The sequence below is a fragment of the Bacillus sp. EE-W1 genome, assembly GCF_009760835.1.
Lineage (GTDB): Bacteria > Bacillota > Bacilli > Bacillales > Bacillaceae_G > Bacillus_A > Bacillus_A wiedmannii.
On the sequence record NZ_WIPE01000056.1, the window covers coordinates 1 to 20,950 of the forward strand.

Here is a 20,950-nt window from a genome sequence, read left to right on the forward strand (position 1 = left end):
ATAGATTTAGTTAAGTTTATCGTATCGGAAGAGTATACAGGTTCTACTTTACGGGAGCATTTGGAGGAGAATCTATCAAATACGTTGCAGCTAAAATAAGTGGAATAGTATGTAAAAAAAGCCTTTTAATTAGAAGGCTTTTTATTTTCGGATGAAATTTCAGAATTATCAATTGACTTTACAGTTCTGTTTTTTTATATTAGTAGGTATACTAATAACTACTAACGTACATACATCGTTTTGAAATGAGAGTTATATAGATTGTGAGGGGTACTGATGGATGAAATTATAAAGGAATTACAAAAGTTAGGTTTTTCCCAGTATGAATGTAAAGCTTATATTGGACTACTAAAACATTCCCCAGTAACTGGGTATGAAGTGAGTAAACAGACAGGAGTACCTCGTTCGATGATTTATGAAGTGCTTGGTAAATTGATGGATAAAGGAGCAGTGCATATCGTTCCTACTGAACCAGTGAAATATGTACCAGTACCAGCTACGGAGTTAATGGATCGAATGCGAAAAGATTTTGAAAAGTCCTTTGAATTTTTAGACCGGAAATTAAATTGTTTAGAACAAGAGAGACAAATAGATGTAATTTCGCATATTCGCTCCAATGATCGTGTTGTAAAAGAAATATGCAATATAATTAATAGGGCGAAGGAAGAGCTATGGATTTCTGTTTGGGAAGATCAAGTGCATGAAATTGAGCCATATATTCGTCAAAAGGAAGAGGAAGGTGTACATATATTTTCAATCTTATTTGGCGCTCCAAATACAAAAATAGGCGCGACGTTTCACCATAATTATATGACGCCCCACGTTGTTGAAAAGAGAATGGGTGGTCATTTAACTGTTATTGCTCGTGATGGAGAGGAAGTATTAATTGCGAACTTCTCAAATGATAGCACTTCATGGGCCGTTACAACGTATGACCCAGCTTTAGTTCTCGTTGCTACAGAGTATGTGCGGCACGATATTATGGTCGAAGAAATTACGAAGGAATTTGGGGCTGATAAGTTAGATACGTTGTGGCGTGAAAATATAGATTTAGTTCATGTCGTAACAGGAAAAAGAACGATGGAAAGAATGGAGGATGATACGAATGAGTAAAGCTCAGGCCCATGTATCTTTACAGAGCGATGATACATTTCAGCAAGGAGTAAAAGATTGTTTACCAACTGTATTTGGTTATTTAAGCATCGGTATAGCAGCTGGTGTAATTGCAAAAACAGCAGGTTTCTCAATCATTGAAATTGCGTTTATGTCCACTTTAATTTATGCAGGTTCTGCCCAATTTATATTAGCTGGTATGTATGCAGCTGGCGCTCCTGCTTCAGCAATCATTTTTACCGTCTTTTTTGTTAATTTACGCCACCTTCTAATGAGTGCTGCCCTTGCACCGTACTTTACGAAACTTCCGCTATTAAAAAACGTATTTATCGGTTCTCAAATTACAGATGAAACGTTCGGCGTGGCAGTGCAGCATGCAGCGCAAAAAGGATATGTAGGCGACAGGTGGATGATGGGCTTAAATGTAACAGCATATTTAAATTGGATTCTTGCTACTATTATTGGCGGGCTGTTTGGTGAGTGGATACCAGATCCACATACGTACGGGATGGATTATGCATTACCAGCAATGTTTATCGGATTATTTGTACTTCAGCTCATAAGTAGTAAACCGAAACTAGCAATTCATCTTACTGTTGCAATTGTAGCGATTATGATCGCATACGTTTCACACTTATTTATGCCAGATAGTATAGCGGTTATTATCGCAACATTACTAGCTGCGACGATTGGAGTTGTGATTGAAAAATGGAAATGAGATTAGACGTACTATTACTTTTACTAGCAGCTGGAGCTGTCACACTCGTGCCACGTATTTTACCTCTACTCGTATTTAGCAAACTACAAATTCCAGACTGGGGTTTAAAATGGCTAAATTACATACCAATTGCGATATTAGCAGCACTTTTAGCACAAGTACTATTTATGCATGAGACGATACAGTGGGATTACCTTATCGCAGCAATCCCAACATTTCTTGTTGCAATATATACTCGTAGTTTATTAGGTACAGTATTAACGGGAGTGATTGTGATTATTTTGTTACGTTTCTTTTTCTAAAAAGGATTACACTCATATAATAGCGAAAAGTGTAATAACATGAAAAATATAGGGGTGGTGTTATGATACTTTTAACGATAGGAGCAATTTTGTTAACGTTGTTTATTTTCTTTATTATCGGCTTTATTACGTTTATGATGTTTGTTGATAAGGCGACACCTCAAATATATTATACACCTTGTGAATCAGTGACAGTGAAAGATAAAGGTAAAAATAAAAGGAAGAAAAGTTGAATGTTGGCTTTTCTTCCTTTTGTTTTATCTGATTTTTCTGTATAATTTAAGTTAGTTATACAACTAACTTAAAAGGAGGTCGTAGAAGTGGCAAAACCGAATGTTGTTAATAAAGAGAAGTTATTAGAAGCAGCAAAAGCAATTATTGCAGAGCAAGGGATGGAAAAGTTGACATTAAAAGCAGTTGCAGAAAGTGCTCAAGTTACACAAGGTACCGTATATTATCATTTTAAAACGAAGGATCAATTATTACTTGAAGTAACTGAATCGTTTTGTAAAGCATCGTGGGAACAAATAGGAAAGGATGTACAGTTAGAGAAGGCTTTAAAGTCCGCGGAAAGTAGATGTGTGAAAGATTCAATGTATCATCATTTGTTCTTTCAATTAGTAGCAAGTGGATTACAAAATGATGCGATGAAAGATAAAATTGGTGGATTGTTACATTATGAAAATCAAAAATTAAAAGGCGTGTTAAATAAAAAAATAGGAGATACAATGACATCTCAAATTTCAACGGAAACATGGAGCGTTTTATGTAATGCATTAATTGACGGATTGGCATTGCAAGCATTATTCAATCCATCTTTTTCTACAGACAAAGTATATGGTGATTTGTATATGCTCTTGGAAAAGCTTACAGTGCTACAAAAGGGAGGTAATGTCAGTGGATAATAGACTTTGGCTCACCATTTTATTTTCGATTGGCGTTTGGTTTTTTGCTTCAGCATTTTTCATTATTTTTGGTTCTTCCATTTTATTAGAATATACTTCAAATAGATTTTTTCTACAATTGACGTTTCTTGAATTAGGAACGGCTATAGCTTTATACTTTGTAATGTGGTTATACAAAAAACTAGATACTACAAAATATGCAGTTATTAAGTTAGGTATATGCGGTACAGCAATCGGTTTAATTTTAGATACTTACATTTTATATAATTCTTCTAATCTATTCTCACAATTCTCCTCACAGCAAATTATATCATTTACCATTTGGATGGTTATTGCTTATGCTTTATATTTACTAATCCCTTTCGCCATGGAACGAAAAAAGTTGTTGTAAAGAGGTATGTTATCCTCTTTACAACAATTACATCCCCGACAGAAGTAACAACAATAACCCAAATAAAAAACTAATAAAGGAAAGAAAACCGATACATATCGAGAACACACGATTATTTCTCCATTCGCGCCAGAAAACGATAAGCCCTAACATACAAAGGGAAAACCAAATCGGCAAGAATATAAACTTGCTAACTTTCTCTGGGAGTAACGAATAAAAAGATGTTACATATAAAATCCAATTTGTGGAAAATAAAACGAAAACGATAATAGATTGTAAGTAGGGGCGGTTGGAAAACTCCCCCTTTTTTATAGTTACAATAATGATAGTTAGTGCTGAGAAAAAGGCAATGAATATGAAAATAAGTAAGAATAATGTAAGCGTCATTTATAGCTCCTTTATAAAAGTGTTTTTTACAAGAAATGCATCTATTACATTGTATGCTTGCTTTGTAGAGTGCTCGTTATATTTTTCTGTGTACGGATTTAGAAATCCATGTTCACCGTGTAGTTGTTTTATTTCTAATAAAGGATTTTTTTGTTGCTGCAACGATTGAATGAAAGAGGATACTGAAAAACTAGCTTCTTTTTCAGGGAAAATAAGTAAGGTAGCACATGTTGGTTTTATATGAATATAGTCACGTATACGGGAACCGTAACAGCCGATAATAAAATCTATTTTCGGATTGTTACTGCATAGCCAGGAGATGGTAGCGCCAACACTAAATCCGATAAGTCCAATATGTGTATAATTACTTGAAAGAGTATTGATGAATTCTTTAATTTGTTCTTTTCCATCATCAAATCCAATATTATTTACAAAATGTTGATATGCTTTTTCTTCATCACTATAATGAAATGCATGTTGCGATTGTAGAAGATTAGGACAGAATACATCTATATGAGATGAAGTGAAGTGTTGGGTAACGTGATGCATATGGTCGTTCACACCATATATTTCATGAACAATAACGAGAGCTAATTTTTTCTTCATCGTTACAATGTACCTCTATGAAACTTAAATTCTTTTTCAACAAGGCAGATACGCAGGTGGAAGTTTTCATACCATTGCTCACGACCTCTTTTTTTCGCTTCTTTATGTAAGGCGTTCTGTTTCCAATTGTCAATTGCCGCAAGTGATTCCCAATAAGAAATTGTGATTCCGAGTCCCGAATGATTTCGTGCACTTTCTACACCTAAAAATCCAGGTTGCTGCTTTGCAAGTTCCTCCATTTTTTCAGAGGCGGTACTATAATCTGTCGTATCATTTGATAAATGAGAAGTGAATATAACTGCATAATAATGATTGTTTTTTTCTAAAGCAGATTTCATTATCTTTCCCCCTTAATATATAGTGCGAATAATTCATTTATAGTTTGTATTTTAGCAGGTTAAAAAAAGAAAAGAAGTAGAAGATTCTTATTTTTTTAGTTGTTGTAAAACAAGGGGGTATAGAGAATTTATATGAAAGTAAGAAAAATGCCACTTCAAAATCGAAGCGGCATTTTTTATATTTCCTCTAAGCTATTAACGGGGACCGTTAATTCGCGGTCTGGATTTTTAACTTCATATATGCGGGCGGTTTCGTTGTTTTCATCGACGTGTTGAATTGTAACAGGCATGCCTTGAAAACTGACATTTGCTTGTTCAGATGAAACAGAAAGCTCTTTTGCACGTTGAATATTCATTTATATTCCTCCCATCATTATTATCTTTGCTAAAAAAGAGGAATAATATACCATTTCGAGACATTCTTAAAGTTTTTGTATTATTTGTAATGTTTCTTTAATAAATGAAGAGAAAATAGAATCCGGATACGATTGTATCATTTCATTTGCTTTTGTTGCTTCTTCAAGAGCTCTTTTTTTATCATTCAGTTTAACGTAACAAAGTGCACGATATGCACCTGCTGTTGTAAGCCACGATTGATCCAATGGATGGTTCATATAATCCGGTATAATGCCACGTTGTAATGCTTCTAAAGCTTCTTCGTAACGTTTTAATCCGTATAAAGATTTTCCTTTTTCAAGATAATACAATCCGTCGTCTTGAAAAATGGGCTGATCTTTTAGTTTTTCTCGATATTGTTCTAGATGTTTTAATGCGATTATATATTCATTAGTAATCGTGTTGTAGTAATAGGCTTTTAAAATATTAGTCATCGCAATGGATAGAGTATCTTCTGTAAAAATGGCAAATTGCTCAGATTTCTTTATGTAATATAAATAACGCTCTTTATCAACTGTAATGACTTTTTGATAAGATAAAATCCGGTAAAATACATCTGTTTTATAATACACTTGATGTTTTTTTGAAAATGTGAGTGTCTCTAATATCGTTTCTTCACATTTTTCATAATCGCCACATGCCAGTAATATGATGGCTTCATATAAACATAAATCAATATGTATAATAAGATCCATTTCTAAATGTTTCTCTTCATAATCATTTCTAATATTAGATATAAGTTGTAAACATTCTGCATACTTTTTACGTGTGAATATCGCAAAAGATAATTTTAATTTTGTTTCCGTACTGTCTCGGTATAACTTATATTTTTCGAAAATAGAAACAGCTTTTTCTACGTAAGATTCAATGTTGTAATCTTTCATAATCACCGCAGCAGTTACGAATTGTTTGTATATACGAGCCGTATTTAAAGTAGAAGGGAGCTCTTTTTGAACGATAGGTAGTAAAGTCTCGTACACTTCATCACATTTGTTTTTCTTTATGAGTTGCTCCATTTTTGTAATGAGTTCCACAATTTCTCCATCATCATCTTCTAATAAAAAACTCGCTTCACATTCAAGCTTTTCAGCGATGTATTGTAATGTTTTCATGGAAGGGGTAGCTTTTCCATTTTCAATTTGACTAAGCATACTTTTTGTAAGTTCCGAACCTGCCAGTTCTGTTTGTGTAAGTTTTTTTTCTTTACGTAACGCTTTAATTTTTTCACCGAGAGTTGCCATATTATTGCTCCTTTATAATTAAAAAGTTAAATTGTATTTAACTTTTTGTTGTAAAAATTGGAAAGTTGATTATATAATAAGTTTAACACAATTTAACTTTTAAGGGGAGAAAGTCATTATGGGAGATATAAGTATAGGAGAAAATGATTCAAGAATGAAAGTTGCAACGAGAAATATTATTTTGATGATGATTGGAAAGATGACGTCTTTATTAGGGGCAGGTATTTATACATTCGCAATGGGGTTATACGTATTAAAGACAACTGGTTCAGGGATGGGGTTTGCTATTACGCTCGTTTGCGGATCACTACCAAGGATGATCTGTGGTCCGATTGCAGGTGCTGTAGCTGATCGTGTGAATCGAAAATGGCTTGTCATTGGCACTGATTTATTAAGTAGTTTAACGATGCTTATTATGTTTATTCTTGCTACTATATTTGGACCGTCACTTCTTTTTATCTATATTTCAGCGGCATTATTATCAATTTGTGCAAGTTTTTATTCTGTTGCATTAACTTCGTCTATTCCTAATTTAGTAGATGCGGGGCGTATTCAAAAAGCGAGTGCTTTAAATCAAACGGCAGCTTCTTTATCAAATATTTTAGGGCCGATTATTGGTGGAGTTGTATTTGGTTTCTTTTCCATTAAGTCGTTCTTTTTGTTAAATAGTATTACGTTCTTTTTAGCAGTTATTTTGCAATTATTTATTGTATTTGATTTATACAAAAAAGAAGTGGCTGAGAGTAAAGAGCGTTTCTTGACGAGTATAAAAGAAGGATTTTCATATGTAAAACGACAGCATGAAATATATGGTTTAATGAAAATAGCATTGTGGGTAAACTTTTTTGCGTGTGGGCTAACCGTAGCACTTCCATATATTATCGTCCATACATTGCATCTATCTTCAAAGCAACTCGGTACTGTAGAGGGAATGTTAGCAGTCGGGATGTTAATGGGTGCGATTGCTTTATCGGTGCGTAAAGAAGTGAATAATCCGTTTCGTTCTATTTATACTGGGCTGTTTTTGTTTGCGGGTTTAAGTTTATGTACAGTCTTCCCATTGGTAGTTACCATTTCAAAAGGGGCAAGTTTTATTTACTATATTGCTTTTATGATGTTAACGGGTATAGCAATTATGATTGTAAATATTCCGATGCAAGTACATATGCAAAAAACGACAGATCCGAGCTACTTAGGGCGTGTGTTTGGCCTACTTGAAACAATTGCTACTGCAATCGCACCACTCGGTATGATTGTATATGGATTATTATTAGATATGTTGCCAACTAGCATTGTTATGATGACGATAGGCGGGGGGTTATTGTTAGTTGTATTAGTTGGAGTAAAGCAACATATGGCGAAAAAACAAGTAGATATGTCTGCTTAAAAATAAGAAAATAATAAAAATTTGACTTATCATCATGGAAATGACCAAATTAGTATTTTAGTTTTTGAAACTCTTTTTCATGTATGTTACAGTATAGTGAGCAGACAAAGAAAAGGAGAAAACATCATGAAAAAATTAAGTTTTGTTATGCTTTTTCTGTTAGCCGTAATGGCTGGATGTAGTAATTATGGCACGTATATTGATACAGGTATGCAATCATTGAAAGATGAAAAATATAGTGATGCAACGATGTGGTTTGAAAAAGCGGAAAAAGAGAAAACAGGAAATGAAGCGAAGGCATATAAAGAAGTCGCTCAGTTATTGGAGCGCGGAGCTACATCATTAAAAGATGGTAAGTATTTAGAGACGAAAGATATTGCAAATGAGGTATTACAAAAGAAAAAAGACGATGCACTTGAAAAAGCTGTGACATCAAATGCAGAGGATATGCTTCAAAAAGCAAAAGATGTGGAAAAGAAAGTAAATGAAAGAGTGGCAAAGCGGAGAAAAGTAGAAGAAGAAGGAATCGATAAACTCATTAAAGCGGTCGATAGTATAGATGACGTGAAAGAAAAAGAGAAGAAAGTTTCAGAAGCATTAGATAAGGCTGAAGAGGCGCAGGCAAAAGTTGAAGCGAAGAAAAATAAATAGAGTTATAGTTTGAAAGGCTGTCGTGCATAACGACAGCCTTTTAATTTTTTGCGGCATAAGAAGTGATGCTATGTAGTAAAAAAGAAATAATTTTAGAATTCCATCTGTCCTCATGATGAATCGTATAAATGTTACGTTGAAATTCAAATCCAGGGATAGGTATGTAGCATAGTTCATGTCGTTGTATTTCTTGTTCGATAGCGAGTTTAGAAATAAAAGCAATTCCATTACCGTATTTTAAAATTTGTTTCATCGTTTCTAATGAATCTAATTCAATTTCAGATTGGAACGTAATGTTATGTGCTAACGTCCATTGTGTAAGTAAATCTCTCGTTGTAGATGGATTACGATGCAATAATATACGTTCCCTCTCGATATCTTGTAGTGATACATTTTCTTTTTTTGAAAAATGATGTTCTTTGGAGAAAGCAAGAACAAGTGTATCAGGCATTACATTCGTCTGTTTTAAAAGGGATTCATCAAACGGTGCTGCAGAAATTACCCCGAGGTCAATTTCATGATTTTGTAGCATCGTTCTAATTTCAGGAGCTGTTTTTACCATGAGTGTTATTTTTATATTTGGAAATTCGCATTGAAATTGGTGAATCATTTCTGGTAAAAGATAAGTCGCTGGTACATAACTAGCGCCAATTGTTATAGCACCTTTATGAAAATCTTTAAACTCTTGCGTGACCCGCCTAGCTTCTTTCATAAGTGCATCTATTTTACAAGCATAATGATGCAATGCCTCACCAGCCTCTGTTAAGAAATATCTCCCGGATCGTAACTCAAATAAAGGTACACCAAGTTCCTCTTCTAAGCTTTTTATATGGAATGTAATAGTAGGTTGTTTAACACCAAGTTTTTCTGCAACAAGTGTAAGTTTTTTATATTTCTTAATAAGCACTACAATTTCTAATTTTAAGAGATTCATGGCAAGTTGCTCCTTTTTCTTCTAACTATAGAAAAAATCTATAGAAATAAATAGTTTATTAGAAGTTTTTTAATTTAATCTTTACAGTACATTAACATTCAGTATAAATCTTCCATATAGAATGAAAGCAGGTTAAGAGTAAGGGGAGAGAGGTGATACGATGGATATTAAAATTCATGGATTAGAAAAGAACTTTGGAAAAACACAGGCGTTGAAACCATTACAAATTGTTATGAAACAAGGCGAATTCACCACACTTTTAGGACCTTCGGGATGCGGGAAAACGACTTTACTTAGAATGATTGCAGGACTTGAAGAGCCAGATAAAGGTGAAATATATTTTGGGGATAAGTGCATGTATTCTGGTGCAAAAAAAATAAAAACATCTCCTCATGAACGTAATATCGGTATGGTATTTCAAGATTTTGCTTTATGGCCGCATATGACAGTGTTTGAAAATGTTGCATTTGGTTTAAGAGCTACAAAGCAAACGAATCAATTGCGGGAAAAAGTAGAAGATGCAATAAAGAGAGTTCGCTTGCAAGGGATGGAGAAAAGATATCCGCATGAACTCTCTGGTGGACAGCAGCAACGTGTCGCATTTGCTCGAGCAATTGTAACAAAACCGCATTTTATTTTGTTTGATGAACCGCTGAGTGCACTCGATGCAATTTTGCGAGAAGAAATGCGATTAGAGCTTATGGACATCGTTCATTCAATTGGTTTAACGGCATTGTATGTCACGCACGATCAAACAGAAGCAATGTCAATGTCAGATCAAATTATTGTCATGAAACAAGGAGAAGTATTACAAAAAGGAACACCAGAAGACATTTATGTGAAGCCATCTCATGAATTTGTTGCAAAATTTGTTGGTAAGGCAAATTGGCTTGTAGAGGGTAAACAAATGATTCGTCCAGAGCATGTGAGCTGGACGAAAAATGAAGTTTGCGAAATGTATACAGGTGAAATTCAGCACGTTACATATGTAGGAGAACGGTATGAAATGAAAGTAAACATGGGTGCACTTGGAATATGGACAGTTTATCACAATAGTAAATTAAGCATCGGTAAACCAGTATCGTTATATGTGCCAAAAAAATGTATTCATCATATAGGGGGAGAATCGTATGAAGAGATTCAGTTCGCTTAAGTCTTTATTTGTATGTACGTTATTATTTTCTGCTGTAGTAACAGGGTGTAGTTCAAAGACAGGTAATGCAGATGCAAAAAGTAAAAATACGAATGAAAAGAAAATTGTTGTATATAGTGCAGGACCAAAAGGATTAGCAGAAAAGATTCAAAAGGACTTTGAAAAGAAAACAGGTATAAAAGTAGAAATGTTTCAAGGAACAACAGGTAAGATTTTAGCGAGAATGGAAGCTGAAAAGAAAAATCCAGTCGTTGATGTAGTCGTACTTGCATCATTACCAGCGATGGAAGGATTAAAAAAGGATGGGCAAACGTTAGCTTATAAAGAAGCGAAACAAGCTGATAAGCTTCGTTCTGAATGGTCGGACGATAAAGGAAATTATTTCGGATATAGTGCTTCAGCGTTAGGAATTGTGTATAACACAAAAAATGTGAAGACAGCGCCGGAAGATTGGAGTGATATAACGAAAGCGGAATGGAAAGGAAAAGTGAATCTTCCAGATCCAGCACTTTCAGGTTCAGCTTTAGACTTTGTAACAGGATATGTGAAAAAGAATGGAAAAGATGGTTGGAATTTATTTGAACAGCTTAAGAAAAATGAAGTTACAGTAGCAGGGGCAAACCAAGAAGCGTTAGATCCAGTAGTAACAGGTGCGAAAGACATGGTCATTGCTGGTGTTGATTATATGACGTACAGTGCAAAAGCAAAGGGTGAACCGGTTGATATTGTGTATCCAAAAAGCGGAACAGTTATTAGTCCACGTGCAGCAGGTATTATGAAGGATAGTAAAAATGTAGAAGGTGCAAAAGAGTTTATTGATTATTTATTATCAGATGATGTGCAAAAACAAGTTGCTAAAGCGTATTTATTACCAGGCAGAACAGATATAAAAGCAGGAAATAGACCGAATGTAGAAGAGATTCCGGTATTAAATATTGATTGGAAAACAGTTGAGAAAGAACAAGATGAAATAGGAAAACAATTTAAGAAAGTATTTCAATAAGATGGTGATTACATGGTAAATCGATTCGTATCAGTAAGACAAGTTGGAATGACGGTAGCGTTATTACTTGTGGCGATGTTAATCGTCATTCCGCTTTTCCTCATTTTATTTTCTAGCGTATATGAAAATAGTAGTTGGAATTTTTTAAAGCCTTTTGAAGTGATGCAGAGTGGTGGATTAGCTGGGATTTTTCTAAACTCGATGCTTCTAGGTGTACTCGTAGTAATAGGAGCAACCGTATTTGCATTTCCATTGGCGTTCATTATGAGCAAAACAGATGTTGGAAAGTATAGTAAATTGGATATTATTTTTATGATTCCATTTATGACTCCGCCGTATATTGGATCGATGGGCTGGATTTTGTTCATGCAACCGAACGGCTATTTCGAACAGTTTTTTCCGATGCTAAAGACGATTTCATCTTCGTTTTTTAGTTTAGGTGGTATGGTTTTAATTATGAGTCTGCATTTATTCCCATTTCTTTACTTCATGTTGAAAAACACGTTACTTCAAATTGGAAGTAGTAAAGAAGAAGCGGCAGCAGTTCATGGTGGAAACTTTTTCTATCGTTTACGAAAAATAATATTGCCGCTATTAGTATCAAGTTATGTAATGGGTGCTTTACTCATTTTCGTAAAGACGATCGCTGAATTTGGAACACCGGCTACATTCGGACGAAGAATAGGATTTCATGTGTTAACATCAGAGATTCATAAATTTATTTCGAGTTGGCCGATTGATTTTAGTAGTGCAACAGCATTATCTTCTTTATTACTTAGTGCGTGTATGCTCATTTGGTATATGCAAAATGTATTGAATCGAAAGTATTCATATGCAATGGTTAGTGGAAAAGGTGTGAAGTCTAAAAGGTATACTTTGTCTATATTTACACGCATTGTAGCATGGGGCTATGTAATTGGTTTATTAATTGTATCAATTGGAATCCCGTATTTTTCTATAATGATTGCTTCATTATCAAAATTAAGAGGCGGTGGCTTACATATAAACAACTTTACAACGAGCCATTATGAAGCATTGTTTATAATTGGATCTCCAGGATTAGAGGCTTTATGGAACAGTTTTCTTTTTTCACTTATAACAGCGATTATTGCTGCTACTATTGGAGTGTTTTTGGCGCTTATGATTCGAAAGGGGAAAAACTCTTCTGAAAAATGGCTTGATATGTGCGGTATGTTACCGAATATGGTACCAGGAATCGTGATGGTTGTAGGGCTTATTTTATTTTGGAATTCACCCTATATGCCCATGTCAATTTACAATACGCCAGTCATGGTTATCGTAACGTACGTTGTTCTTTTTTTACCTTATACGGTGCAATATGTAAAAGCATCGCTCGTGCAAATTGATGATTCTCTAGTACAGGCAGGAAGTATTTTTTCTGGAAATTATATTTATATTTTTAGAAAAATAATATTACCTCTTATTATCCCGGGAGTTCTTGCTGGGTGGGCGATGACATTTACAATCTCGATAAGAGAGTTAGTAGCATCCCTTCTCGTACTGCCTCCATCAGTAGAAACTTCAGCAACATTTATTTTTGCTCAATTTGAACAAGGAGAAGTATCTATTGGCATGGCAATGGCTGTCGTTTCAGTTGGACTTACAACAATATGTTTATTACTTCTGCAACATATGGAGCAAAAACGAAAAGGGGTAGCATGATGAGGATAGAAGTATGGGGAGGAGCGGGAGAATACGGTCGTTCTTGCTACTTCGTAAAAAATAAAGAGACAAAAATAGTATTTGATTGTGGTATTAATCGATCATATGAGGATAGTTATCCAAAAATAGAGAGGGAAGTTGTACCGTTTTTAGATGCAGTATTTTTATCACATATTCATGAAGATCATACGATGGGCTTACCTTTATTAGCGAAGTATGGATATAAGAAAAAAATTTGGACGACTCGTTATACGAAGGAGCAACTTCCCGTTTATTATGAAAAATGGAGAAACTATAATTTGACGCAAGGATGGAATGTACCTTATAACGACCAAAATGTTAAAGATTTAAATTATGTATATATTGATGAAATTAGTAATCCGAATGAATGGATACAGATTACACCTACATTGCGTTTTCAATGGGGGTATAGTGGGCATGTATTGGGGGCTGTTTGGTTTTTAGTGGACATGAGTCATACATATGTATTTTATTCTGGCGATTACTCAGCAGAGTCTAACATACTACGAGCTAATTTACCTGAGAATTTGCGCGCTGATATAAAAGTCGCAATTGTTGATGCAGCTTATCATACTGATGATGTTTCGCAACATGAACGAGTAAACGAACTATGTACAGAAATTGAGGGAGTTGCGCAAAAGAAAGGAATAGCATTACTACCGTTGCCATCGCTTGGTAGGGCGCAAGATATCGTATTGTATTTGTATAAAAAATATAAAGAACTTCCCATTATAGTAGATCAAGAAATTTTGCATGGATTTGAGGAGATGTTCGCATATAAAGATTGGCTCAAAAATAATGAAGAACTTGAAGGGCTTATGGAGAGTTTAAAAAGAAACATAATCGCTATGGATCATGACATCGGTACGCAAAATAGTTATGGAATAGTTGTAATGAGTGATGCGAATATGCAAACGAAACGAGCGCAGTTATATTATGAACAACTGCGATATGAAGAACGAAATTCCATTATATTTACAGGACATATTGCTAAAGGGAGTTTTGCAGAAAAGGTTATGAAAGAACGTGTAAATAAAGAATGTAGGGTGAAGCGAGTTCCTTATAAAGTTCATCAAAGTATAAGTGACGTTAAGGCAATGTTAAATACACTATTACCAGAACATACGGTGTTAGTACACGCTTTGAAAGAGGATACGGATCGATTACAGAAAAAGCTTAGCACGGCAGGGTATGAAAATGTACATTCACTTACTATGGAACGTATAGAAGTCATTTGAAATGTAAAGGGGATAGGTATATGAAAAAAGTATTTGTATTCGTAAGCATTTTCTTTTGTTGTTTCCTTTATAACGTTAAGGAAGGGTTTGCTGCCAGTCCGATGACACCTAGTTTTGAAGTGAAATTATTATTAAAACCAGAACAAGTATTAGGTTATAACAAAGAGATAAATCAAGAGGTACTAGAATATTTCAAGGCTGGTACAAATTATGAAAGAATACAAGTGCAATTTTTAGATACGGCAAATAAAAATTTAAGTAATGAAGGTTGGTTTGCGAGAATTCGAAAGAAAGAATTTAGTAAAGATTTTGAGCTAACATATAAAAAAAGATATCCCATTCAAAATGGTGTAATTCAAGATGCACTAGAAGTGGCTAAAAAGGATGGATTTGATAGTAAAACTGATAACTATGAGGCAGAAATAGATTGGGGATTTGAGAAGAAAACGTTAAGTATTTCAAATAAGAAAAGCTACAGTGCTAAAGGGTATGGAGTACTTGATTTACCAAACGAACGAGATGCTCAAAACATGTTAATAGAAAAGTTGCCAGGGAAAATGAACAAATGGTTGTATACGAATTGGGGAGAAGAAATGCTCAACAATTCTCGTATTTACGGTCCTGTATTAATGAAACGGTATACAGCTGAATTTGAAAATATTAAAACGAATATTGAAGTTTGGCCACTAAGTAATACAGGGAAAATAGAAGATGATTTCGTAATAGAAGTATCGTTTAAAACAAAAGAGGAAAGTATTGCAACAAAACAAAGAGAATTATTAATGAAGAGTTTAGAACAAAAAGGATGGTTGTTACCGAAAGATAGTTTGAAGACAGAGCTTATTTTTCAGTGAATAGTAAAAAGGAATCCATATTCCACGGATTCCTTTTTCTAATATATGAGTATTAAGCTAAATCAGCTGACACGAACATATCATTATTTTGAAGGTTTTTAGAGCGTAAACTATAAGCAACTACTTTCTTTTTATGTTGCTTTACAACATCAACATGCTCTTCATGACTATAAATATAAAATGTAAAATCTTTTTTGCCACGTTTTGCATTGATTATTAAAGGCGTACCCTCATTGTGTGGCGGTGCATAATAGCGATCTAAAAATAAACCTTCGTTAAAATCATGAATAATTTTGGATTTTTGTTCGCCTTCTAAGTTATTTCCATTGATTGTAACAGTCGCATTCTCTTCTTCAAGTTGCGGATGTGTTTCGTACTTGCTAATAATGGATTCAATAACAGTGTTAGGAAGGCTCGAAACGATAATTTTAAATGCCCCAAATACAACTAACATAACAATAAACCAAGTCGTCATAGTATATCATCCCCTTTTTCCTATTAAATAATATAACTCATATGGTAATAGTACATATGGTGAAGTTTTGTATAATTTGTGAAAAATATGCCATTTTTACGAATGAAATATTAGAAAAATCAATTTTGTTACAAAAAGTTGAAATCGAAGTATTTTAAGAGAAAAAGGTTTATAATAAAAATATAACTAATAACCACATTACTAATTATAAGGAAGTGTAACTATGAGTACTGTAACAATCGTGTATGGTATTATTCTTTCCACAATTATCATTTTATTTATCGTTGGGGTTTCACGTTATATTCATAAATGGAAAGAAGGCGTTGCGAAATTAAATCACATTGAAGAAGAACTTAGTGATTTAATGTTACATCATGGTAAGTAAAAAATTTATTTTTTAACTAAATAATGTGAAGAATATCACAAAACATGCTCTCCTTATGAAGGCATGTTTTTTTGTTATGTGAATGATAGGCACATTCATACATTTTTTCCATACGATACAGTGTGAAACTAGAAATGTTCGGAGTGGAAAAGAGGGATAAAATGAGTAGTTCAGGTTATGTTCCAGATAATAAAAATTTAAAGAAAAGTTCAGGAACTCCAAACCTTTTCTTTGATTCGAGAAAAAACATCTTTTTTAAAAGAGATGAGAAAAACGTTGCTTATGAAGTTACGTCAACGCAGTTACCAGCAATGATCGGTGGAGCGTTTGTCGATTTATTTATGACAAAAGGGCACATGCGGGAACCACATTGGCATCCGAATGCGTGGGAATTAGATGTTGTTGTATCAGGAGAAGCGATTACATCTATCTTAAATCCGGAAACGAATCAATTGCAAAATTATCATGTAAAAGCGGGGCAAACCGTCTTTATTCCAATGGGATGGTGGCATTGGATCACAGCGGTAACAGAAGAAGTACAATTACATTTGTTCTTCAATAACGATCAGTTTGAAACAGCAGAAGGATCAGACATACTTAGATTAACACCGCCAGAAGTATTTCAAGCTGCATACGGTGTAAGTGCGGAAAAATTAGGGAAGGACCTTTCACAAATTAAGGAGTCAGTTGTCATTGGTCCTCCTAACTCCAATCGATTAAAAGGTGCTAAAGAAAGTGGCGACTCAAATATAGTCGTTACGTTAAATGGACAAATAACATCATGTGAAATAGAGTAACTCTTTCTTTTTTAGGAAGAGTTACTCTGTTTTGTATAATTTTGTAATTCAATTCGTTATAATTATATAGTAGGGAACTTAGTAAAGGGGGGCATATTGTGAACATATTAAAGATTATAGGAATTGTTGCAGGAATTATTATAGTAGCCGCTATAGCTTTCTTTTTTATTATGAAGTACTATTTGTCAAAAGAAGATCCTAATTACGTATTACAGTACATAAAAGAGCATAAAGGTGATAAAACATGTTCATTACTAATTAGAAAAAATGGGGAAGTATTAACATCTATAAATGAAGATGTAAAATTGCCATTAGCGAGTATGGCCAAAATTGTAATAGCAGTTGAATTTGCTAAGCAAGTGTCAGAAGGAAAAATAAGTCGGGATGAACAAATTTCATTGCAGGAGTTAGAAAAATATTACGTTAAAAACACTGATGGTGGAGCTCATCCTGACTGGTTAGAAGATGCCAAAGCGAGAGAGTTAGTGAAAAATGGACAGATCGCTTTAGAAGAAGTCGCTAAAGGGATGATTCATTATAGTTCTAATGCAAATACAACATATTTGTTAGATAAGCTTGGAATAGAAAGGGTAAATGAAAGTATAAAAGAATTAGAGCTTACTAGTCATGACAAATTCTCTTCGTATACTGCTTCACTATATATGAGAGGGTATGTAGAAAAAGAGCTTCATGAGCCAGAAAATCAATCATTAGAAATGATACGTAACATGTCAAAGGATGAGTATAATAAACATGTGTTACAAATTCATGAATGGATGAAAGATGAAGAAGAATGGAAAAAACGGGATATTCCATTAAAGGTAGATATGGAATTTCAGCGAATTTGGTCAGATCGATTAGTGAGTGCAAACGCTAAAGATTATATGAGTATAATGGAAAAAATAAATAGTAGAAATTATTTTCCAAAATCAATGCAAGAAGAAATCGAGAACATTTTTAAAGGAACAGTTAAAAATAGTAAGTTCGAATATGCTGGTCAAAAAGGTGGTTCTACCGCATTCGTATTGACAAAAAGCTTGTATACTACAGATAAGAAAGGGAATAAAGTAGAAGTTGTCATTATGTTTAACGATATAGAAGATCAAGTTGCATATCAAAAGCTGAGAAATAATGTAGATTATTTTATTCGAGACATTATAACAAGTGAGGAATTCAAAAATAAATTATAATAGAATAATTTTATTATGTAAACAAGGTGCTATTAAAGGTAGGTGTTGAGATGAGGTTGAATGAGTATACGCTTGAAATGTTTCCAAATTTAGAACTTAGACCACCTCTATTTTATAATGGGGATATTGGTATTCGCTTTAGATTAGGTGTGAACTATGATTGCAATAACATTTATGAAAACTGCCCATATTTAGAAGGCGTTTATAATAGAGCGATTACTTTATTTCAGTCTTTACATGCAACAGAAGATGATATTTATATCGTAGTGGATGTAAATGACTATGCAGACGGTGAAATTTTCAAACACAAATTGAATATCTTTTCTAAGTATGTAAAAGAGAAGTCCGATTTGTTTAAGTTACAGAAAAATACAATCCCTTATATTTTTCCAGAAGACGATGAAGACGGGGTATATAAAACTCATAGATATACTTTGAAATGTAAAGTTTCAGACTTGAAATACATTCCTATGCTAAAAGCAATTTGTAATCAAGATATGGGAATAAAACCGCGTATTTTTCATAGGGTGTATTTCATAAATATTAACAAGAATACTATATTTCACGTTTATGATGATAGGGGTTGTGATGTATTAGCTACCTCTCCTAATACAATTAGAGATATTTATCATACATATAATGATTGGATATTAGAATACGACAGAAATAAAATTGATAAAGTATTTAATTGAATGTAGTCTATTTTAAATGAGGGAAATACCATAGAGGTGTTTCCCTTTTATTAATATGAAAATCAACATTCAAATTTGACAGCACTTATTATAAAGGTAAAGGGATTTGATGGTAATGTATTGAATTTGGATAGAAACAGAAAAGGGGGATGAATGAATGACGACAATATATTTTGTTCGCCATGCCCACTCTACATATACAAAAGAAGAACGGGAAAGGCCTTTATCTGAAAAAGGTTTGTTAGATACGCAGCATGTAACACGCTTATTAAAAGATAAACATATTGATGTTGTGATTTCTAGTCCGTACAAAAGGGCAATGCAAACTGTGCAAGGAATTGCGAATACATATAATTTATCAATACAACTGGAAGAAGATTTACGGGAAAGGCTATTAAGTAAAGAACCAGTACAGGATTTTAATGATGCTCTTCAGAAGGTATGGGAAGACTGGACTTTTGCATACGAAGGCGGAGAATCAAATGATGTAGCGCAAAGACGTGCTGTAATATGTATGCAAAGTATATTAAAAAAATATAAAGGTAAGAATATTGTAATAGGTACTCATGGGAATATTATGGTATTACTAATGAATTATTTTGATTCGAAATATGATTTTCAGTTTTGGAAAACCCTTCATATGCCTGACGTGTATAAATTAACTTTTGATAATAATTGTTTCAGTTCTGCTGAAAGAATACAGTCTACAGATTATCAGATAAATAATTTGTAAAAGTTTATCAAAAAAAGAGGAAAGGGAGAAGTTATTGTAGAAGTATGACTTTGTAACATAAAAAATATGTGTTAAAGGAGGCTGTTTACATGTTTGAGAAAGAGAAAGAAGGGCTTATTGAAGTTCAGAACGTATTTGAAATTGTACCAGCAGATGGAGCAATTATTGGTATGGCAACGGAAGAAGAAATGGAAATTGCTGCTGAACTAGAGCTGCAGTACTATGCCCATTCTCGTTTGTTAGAAGCAAATATTCAGTTAGACGGTTCCTCCTACAAAGAGTTACTTCAGGAGTTCCAGGAGTACGAAAGAAAATCAATGAGCTTTTGGCGAGCAATACATAAGCGTTTAGCTGTGCCATGGGCATGGGTATTACGTATTGACGTTGCGAATGGTCCTATATATGTAAGTAATGGGAATTCGTATTATGAAGAAATCGATGATGAAGAAGATTATGAATAGATAAGTAAGGAAGCAGCGTTAGTTGCTTCCTTTTTTTATTTGCAAAGAGTGAATTGCTTCAATAATAATATCTGGTCGATCATTTTCTATACCATGACCAGCATGTTCAGCAAGTATATATTGGCTATATATTGAAAGGTGTAATTGTTCATGAATCAGTTCTTGCCACATTGATTCAAGTTGTGTCGCTTCCTCTTTTGGCATGCCACCCTCAGTCAACTGAGTAATAGAATATTGAGGGTCTCTACCGATAACGATTAACGGTACTTTTAATGTTTTATATAGCTCTTTTATTGAGCGAGCACAATTTTTCCACTCACATAGTTCGGAAACTGTCGCTTTATATAATAGAGGGGAGGTAGAAAATTCAATGTACTGTCTTGATTGATCAACGAGTATAGGTTTTAGTTCATTATTAAGCATGTCTATATCCATTTTGGAGTATGTATTATATTTTTGAAGCCACATATCATCCGAATCCGTTTGATCAGAAATTGGTAAATGCAGTTCATCTAATCGGTGTAAGCTCATAGAAGTAGAATCAACTAAAATAAGTGCTTGCAGCTTATCTTCATGTAACATCGCAAAATGTTGTGCACATAAGCCTCCATAGGAATGACCGATTAAAATGATAGGCTCGTGAATAGCAAGTTCATGTAGTAACATATGAAGTTCGTTTGTCGCTTGTCTTGTAGTACGCGAATAATTTCCTAGTTCACTTTTTCCGTAACCTGGGCGATGGTATGAAATGACTGTAAAATGTTGTGAAAGTTTTTCTATAATAGGGAGCCAATCATAAAATGAGCAACCCATTCCGGTCTGAATAACTACCGTTTGTTTACTACTTCCTTTTGTATATACTTCTATAGTTTGCTCCAATACCTCTACAAATTTAT

The 20,950-nt window shown here is 33.9% G+C and carries 28 protein-coding genes; 20 read left to right on the plus strand and 8 right to left on the minus strand.

What is annotated here, in order from left to right:
* Positions 1 to 276 precede the first annotated feature (276 nt).
* The 6 genes from GFJ36_RS07740 (at position 277) to GFJ36_RS07765 (ending at position 3,429) form a co-directional block, all read left to right on the plus strand.
* Positions 277 to 1,113, plus strand: a complete 837-nt coding sequence (locus GFJ36_RS07740; RefSeq protein ID WP_088062917.1) for a TrmB family transcriptional regulator — start codon at positions 277 to 279, stop codon at positions 1,111 to 1,113.
* Entirely contained in the window at positions 1,106 to 1,831 is a 726-nt protein-coding gene (locus GFJ36_RS07745) for an AzlC family ABC transporter permease (protein ID WP_088062918.1), read from the plus strand. The genes GFJ36_RS07740 and GFJ36_RS07745 overlap by 8 nt, the downstream gene beginning before the upstream one ends.
* Entirely contained in the window at positions 1,822 to 2,133 is a 312-nt protein-coding gene (locus GFJ36_RS07750; protein ID WP_017672964.1) for an AzlD domain-containing protein, read from the plus strand. Before GFJ36_RS07745 ends, GFJ36_RS07750 begins: the two co-directional genes overlap by 10 nt.
* A 62-nt stretch (positions 2,134 to 2,195) precedes the next feature.
* Positions 2,196 to 2,366, plus strand: a complete 171-nt coding sequence (locus GFJ36_RS07755; RefSeq protein WP_060489754.1) for a DUF3951 domain-containing protein — start codon at positions 2,196 to 2,198, stop codon at positions 2,364 to 2,366.
* A gap of 87 nt (positions 2,367 to 2,453) precedes the next feature.
* Positions 2,454 to 3,038, plus strand: coding sequence for a TetR/AcrR family transcriptional regulator (locus GFJ36_RS07760; RefSeq protein WP_097889314.1), 585 nt, complete (start codon positions 2,454 to 2,456; stop codon positions 3,036 to 3,038).
* Positions 3,031 to 3,429, plus strand: coding sequence for a DUF5367 family protein (locus tag GFJ36_RS07765; RefSeq protein ID WP_141542714.1), 399 nt, complete (start codon positions 3,031 to 3,033; stop codon positions 3,427 to 3,429). The genes GFJ36_RS07760 and GFJ36_RS07765 overlap by 8 nt, the downstream gene beginning before the upstream one ends.
* Before the next feature lie 27 nt (positions 3,430 to 3,456).
* Here GFJ36_RS07765 and GFJ36_RS07770 read toward each other — a convergent pair whose 3' ends face one another.
* The 5 genes from GFJ36_RS07770 to GFJ36_RS07790 form a co-directional block, all read right to left on the minus strand.
* Complete coding sequence (locus GFJ36_RS07770; RefSeq protein WP_097889316.1) at positions 3,457 to 3,816, minus strand: hypothetical protein; 360 nt, start codon at positions 3,814 to 3,816, stop codon at positions 3,457 to 3,459.
* Positions 3,817 to 4,422 carry a dienelactone hydrolase family protein gene (locus GFJ36_RS07775; RefSeq protein WP_097889317.1) on the minus strand — a complete coding sequence of 202 codons (606 nt, stop codon included), beginning with the start codon at positions 4,420 to 4,422 and terminating at the stop codon, positions 3,817 to 3,819.
* Between the two features lie 2 nt (positions 4,423 to 4,424).
* Positions 4,425 to 4,760, minus strand: a complete 336-nt coding sequence (locus GFJ36_RS07780) for an antibiotic biosynthesis monooxygenase family protein (protein ID WP_097889318.1) — start codon at positions 4,758 to 4,760, stop codon at positions 4,425 to 4,427.
* 176 nt (positions 4,761 to 4,936) lie between these two features.
* Positions 4,937 to 5,116: an H-type small acid-soluble spore protein gene (locus GFJ36_RS07785; protein WP_097889319.1), complete on the minus strand. Its 180-nt coding sequence runs from the start codon at positions 5,114 to 5,116 to the stop codon at positions 4,937 to 4,939.
* A 66-nt stretch (positions 5,117 to 5,182) separates the two neighbouring features.
* Complete coding sequence (locus GFJ36_RS07790; protein ID WP_097889320.1) at positions 5,183 to 6,397, minus strand: helix-turn-helix domain-containing protein; 1,215 nt, start codon at positions 6,395 to 6,397, stop codon at positions 5,183 to 5,185.
* 118 nt (positions 6,398 to 6,515) lie between these two features.
* On the opposite strand from GFJ36_RS07790, the gene GFJ36_RS07795 reads away from it, so the two are divergent.
* Together GFJ36_RS07795 and GFJ36_RS07800 are read left to right on the plus strand one after the other, a co-directional pair.
* Entirely contained in the window at positions 6,516 to 7,784 is a 1,269-nt protein-coding gene (locus tag GFJ36_RS07795) for an MFS transporter (RefSeq protein ID WP_088062926.1), read from the plus strand.
* 126 nt (positions 7,785 to 7,910) lie between these two features.
* Positions 7,911 to 8,435, plus strand: coding sequence for a DUF4398 domain-containing protein (locus tag GFJ36_RS07800; protein ID WP_088610065.1), 525 nt, complete (start codon positions 7,911 to 7,913; stop codon positions 8,433 to 8,435).
* A gap of 40 nt (positions 8,436 to 8,475) precedes the next feature.
* On the opposite strand, the gene GFJ36_RS07805 is transcribed toward GFJ36_RS07800, so the two are convergent.
* Positions 8,476 to 9,369, minus strand: coding sequence for a LysR family transcriptional regulator (locus tag GFJ36_RS07805; RefSeq protein WP_097889321.1), 894 nt, complete (start codon positions 9,367 to 9,369; stop codon positions 8,476 to 8,478).
* A gap of 160 nt (positions 9,370 to 9,529) precedes the next feature.
* On the opposite strand from GFJ36_RS07805, the gene GFJ36_RS07810 reads away from it, so the two are divergent.
* The 5 genes from GFJ36_RS07810 to GFJ36_RS07830 are packed head-to-tail and all read left to right on the plus strand — an operon-like array spanning position 9,530 to position 15,321.
* Positions 9,530 to 10,522: an ABC transporter ATP-binding protein gene (locus GFJ36_RS07810; protein ID WP_088062929.1), complete on the plus strand. Its 993-nt coding sequence runs from the start codon at positions 9,530 to 9,532 to the stop codon at positions 10,520 to 10,522.
* On the plus strand, positions 10,500 to 11,525 hold the full coding sequence (locus GFJ36_RS07815) for an ABC transporter substrate-binding protein (RefSeq protein WP_157349522.1): 1,026 nt from the start codon (positions 10,500 to 10,502) through the stop codon (positions 11,523 to 11,525). The genes GFJ36_RS07810 and GFJ36_RS07815 overlap by 23 nt, the downstream gene beginning before the upstream one ends.
* Positions 11,526 to 11,537: 12 nt before the next feature.
* Positions 11,538 to 13,208 carry an ABC transporter permease gene (locus GFJ36_RS07820; RefSeq protein ID WP_097889322.1) on the plus strand — a complete coding sequence of 557 codons (1,671 nt, stop codon included), beginning with the start codon at positions 11,538 to 11,540 and terminating at the stop codon, positions 13,206 to 13,208.
* Entirely contained in the window at positions 13,205 to 14,467 is a 1,263-nt protein-coding gene (locus GFJ36_RS07825) for an MBL fold metallo-hydrolase (RefSeq protein ID WP_141542715.1), read from the plus strand. The genes GFJ36_RS07820 and GFJ36_RS07825 overlap by 4 nt, the downstream gene beginning before the upstream one ends.
* Positions 14,468 to 14,487: 20 nt before the next feature.
* Positions 14,488 to 15,321 carry a hypothetical protein gene (locus tag GFJ36_RS07830; protein ID WP_000755323.1) on the plus strand — a complete coding sequence of 278 codons (834 nt, stop codon included), beginning with the start codon at positions 14,488 to 14,490 and terminating at the stop codon, positions 15,319 to 15,321.
* Between the two features lie 52 nt (positions 15,322 to 15,373).
* Here GFJ36_RS07830 and GFJ36_RS07835 read toward each other — a convergent pair whose 3' ends face one another.
* On the minus strand, positions 15,374 to 15,796 hold the full coding sequence (locus GFJ36_RS07835) for a YfmQ family protein (protein ID WP_073529983.1): 423 nt from the start codon (positions 15,794 to 15,796) through the stop codon (positions 15,374 to 15,376).
* Between the two features lie 41 nt (positions 15,797 to 15,837).
* Here GFJ36_RS07835 and GFJ36_RS07840 point away from each other — a divergent pair, with 41 nt between their 5' ends.
* From GFJ36_RS07840 to GFJ36_RS07870, 7 genes are all read left to right on the plus strand, one after another.
* Positions 15,838 to 15,954: a hypothetical protein gene (locus tag GFJ36_RS07840; RefSeq protein ID WP_002011946.1), complete on the plus strand. Its 117-nt coding sequence runs from the start codon at positions 15,838 to 15,840 to the stop codon at positions 15,952 to 15,954.
* Positions 15,955 to 16,019: 65 nt separating this feature from the next.
* On the plus strand, positions 16,020 to 16,181 hold the full coding sequence (locus GFJ36_RS07845; RefSeq protein WP_087983163.1) for a peptidase: 162 nt from the start codon (positions 16,020 to 16,022) through the stop codon (positions 16,179 to 16,181).
* A gap of 161 nt (positions 16,182 to 16,342) precedes the next feature.
* Complete coding sequence (locus GFJ36_RS07850) at positions 16,343 to 16,978, plus strand: cupin domain-containing protein (protein ID WP_060489788.1); 636 nt, start codon at positions 16,343 to 16,345, stop codon at positions 16,976 to 16,978.
* 98 nt (positions 16,979 to 17,076) lie between these two features.
* On the plus strand, positions 17,077 to 18,168 hold the full coding sequence (locus GFJ36_RS07855) for a serine hydrolase (protein ID WP_098230225.1): 1,092 nt from the start codon (positions 17,077 to 17,079) through the stop codon (positions 18,166 to 18,168).
* Positions 18,169 to 18,218: 50 nt separating this feature from the next.
* Positions 18,219 to 18,860, plus strand: coding sequence for a DUF3885 domain-containing protein (locus GFJ36_RS07860; protein ID WP_098230226.1), 642 nt, complete (start codon positions 18,219 to 18,221; stop codon positions 18,858 to 18,860).
* Between the two features lie 157 nt (positions 18,861 to 19,017).
* The gene (locus GFJ36_RS07865; protein WP_000208291.1) at positions 19,018 to 19,593 is read left to right on the plus strand and encodes a histidine phosphatase family protein; all 576 of its coding nucleotides are present in this window, start codon (positions 19,018 to 19,020) and stop codon (positions 19,591 to 19,593) included.
* 89 nt (positions 19,594 to 19,682) lie between these two features.
* Complete coding sequence (locus GFJ36_RS07870; RefSeq protein ID WP_046959012.1) at positions 19,683 to 20,054, plus strand: hypothetical protein; 372 nt, start codon at positions 19,683 to 19,685, stop codon at positions 20,052 to 20,054.
* 18 nt (positions 20,055 to 20,072) lie between these two features.
* On the opposite strand, the gene GFJ36_RS07875 is transcribed toward GFJ36_RS07870, so the two are convergent.
* Positions 20,073 to 20,933 (minus strand): alpha/beta hydrolase, encoded by an 861-nt coding sequence (locus GFJ36_RS07875; protein ID WP_142314798.1) that lies wholly within the window; start codon positions 20,931 to 20,933, stop codon positions 20,073 to 20,075.
* Positions 20,934 to 20,950: the final 17 nt, after the last annotated feature.

What these genes read in the sequence shown, in the direction of transcription:
- GFJ36_RS07840 (WP_002011946.1), top strand. Translation starts at nt 15,838, where the DNA reads ATGGTAATAGTACATATGGTGAAGTTTTGTATAATTTGTGAAAAATAT.
- GFJ36_RS07745 (WP_088062918.1), top strand. Translation starts at nt 1,106, where the DNA reads ATGAGTAAAGCTCAGGCCCATGTATCTTTACAGAGCGATGATACATTT.
- GFJ36_RS07865 (WP_000208291.1), top strand. Translation starts at nt 19,018, where the DNA reads ATGACGACAATATATTTTGTTCGCCATGCCCACTCTACATATACAAAA.
- GFJ36_RS07795 (WP_088062926.1), top strand. Translation starts at nt 6,516, where the DNA reads ATGGGAGATATAAGTATAGGAGAAAATGATTCAAGAATGAAAGTTGCA.
- GFJ36_RS07815 (WP_157349522.1), top strand. Translation starts at nt 10,500, where the DNA reads ATGAAGAGATTCAGTTCGCTTAAGTCTTTATTTGTATGTACGTTATTA.
- GFJ36_RS07825 (WP_141542715.1), top strand. Translation starts at nt 13,205, where the DNA reads ATGATGAGGATAGAAGTATGGGGAGGAGCGGGAGAATACGGTCGTTCT.
- GFJ36_RS07845 (WP_087983163.1), top strand. Translation starts at nt 16,020, where the DNA reads ATGAGTACTGTAACAATCGTGTATGGTATTATTCTTTCCACAATTATC.
- GFJ36_RS07755 (WP_060489754.1), top strand. Translation starts at nt 2,196, where the DNA reads ATGATACTTTTAACGATAGGAGCAATTTTGTTAACGTTGTTTATTTTC.
- GFJ36_RS07750 (WP_017672964.1), top strand. Translation starts at nt 1,822, where the DNA reads ATGGAAATGAGATTAGACGTACTATTACTTTTACTAGCAGCTGGAGCT.
- GFJ36_RS07805 (WP_097889321.1), bottom strand. Translation starts at nt 9,369, where the DNA reads ATGAATCTCTTAAAATTAGAAATTGTAGTGCTTATTAAGAAATATAAA.
- GFJ36_RS07860 (WP_098230226.1), top strand. Translation starts at nt 18,219, where the DNA reads ATGAGGTTGAATGAGTATACGCTTGAAATGTTTCCAAATTTAGAACTT.
- GFJ36_RS07850 (WP_060489788.1), top strand. Translation starts at nt 16,343, where the DNA reads ATGAGTAGTTCAGGTTATGTTCCAGATAATAAAAATTTAAAGAAAAGT.
- GFJ36_RS07830 (WP_000755323.1), top strand. Translation starts at nt 14,488, where the DNA reads ATGAAAAAAGTATTTGTATTCGTAAGCATTTTCTTTTGTTGTTTCCTT.
- GFJ36_RS07835 (WP_073529983.1), bottom strand. Translation starts at nt 15,796, where the DNA reads ATGACGACTTGGTTTATTGTTATGTTAGTTGTATTTGGGGCATTTAAA.
- GFJ36_RS07740 (WP_088062917.1), top strand. Translation starts at nt 277, where the DNA reads ATGGATGAAATTATAAAGGAATTACAAAAGTTAGGTTTTTCCCAGTAT.
- GFJ36_RS07790 (WP_097889320.1), bottom strand. Translation starts at nt 6,397, where the DNA reads ATGGCAACTCTCGGTGAAAAAATTAAAGCGTTACGTAAAGAAAAAAAA.
- GFJ36_RS07870 (WP_046959012.1), top strand. Translation starts at nt 19,683, where the DNA reads ATGTTTGAGAAAGAGAAAGAAGGGCTTATTGAAGTTCAGAACGTATTT.
- GFJ36_RS07820 (WP_097889322.1), top strand. Translation starts at nt 11,538, where the DNA reads ATGGTAAATCGATTCGTATCAGTAAGACAAGTTGGAATGACGGTAGCG.
- GFJ36_RS07770 (WP_097889316.1), bottom strand. Translation starts at nt 3,816, where the DNA reads ATGACGCTTACATTATTCTTACTTATTTTCATATTCATTGCCTTTTTC.
- GFJ36_RS07785 (WP_097889319.1), bottom strand. Translation starts at nt 5,116, where the DNA reads ATGAATATTCAACGTGCAAAAGAGCTTTCTGTTTCATCTGAACAAGCA.
- GFJ36_RS07800 (WP_088610065.1), top strand. Translation starts at nt 7,911, where the DNA reads ATGAAAAAATTAAGTTTTGTTATGCTTTTTCTGTTAGCCGTAATGGCT.
- GFJ36_RS07810 (WP_088062929.1), top strand. Translation starts at nt 9,530, where the DNA reads ATGGATATTAAAATTCATGGATTAGAAAAGAACTTTGGAAAAACACAG.
- GFJ36_RS07775 (WP_097889317.1), bottom strand. Translation starts at nt 4,422, where the DNA reads ATGAAGAAAAAATTAGCTCTCGTTATTGTTCATGAAATATATGGTGTG.
- GFJ36_RS07780 (WP_097889318.1), bottom strand. Translation starts at nt 4,760, where the DNA reads ATGAAATCTGCTTTAGAAAAAAACAATCATTATTATGCAGTTATATTC.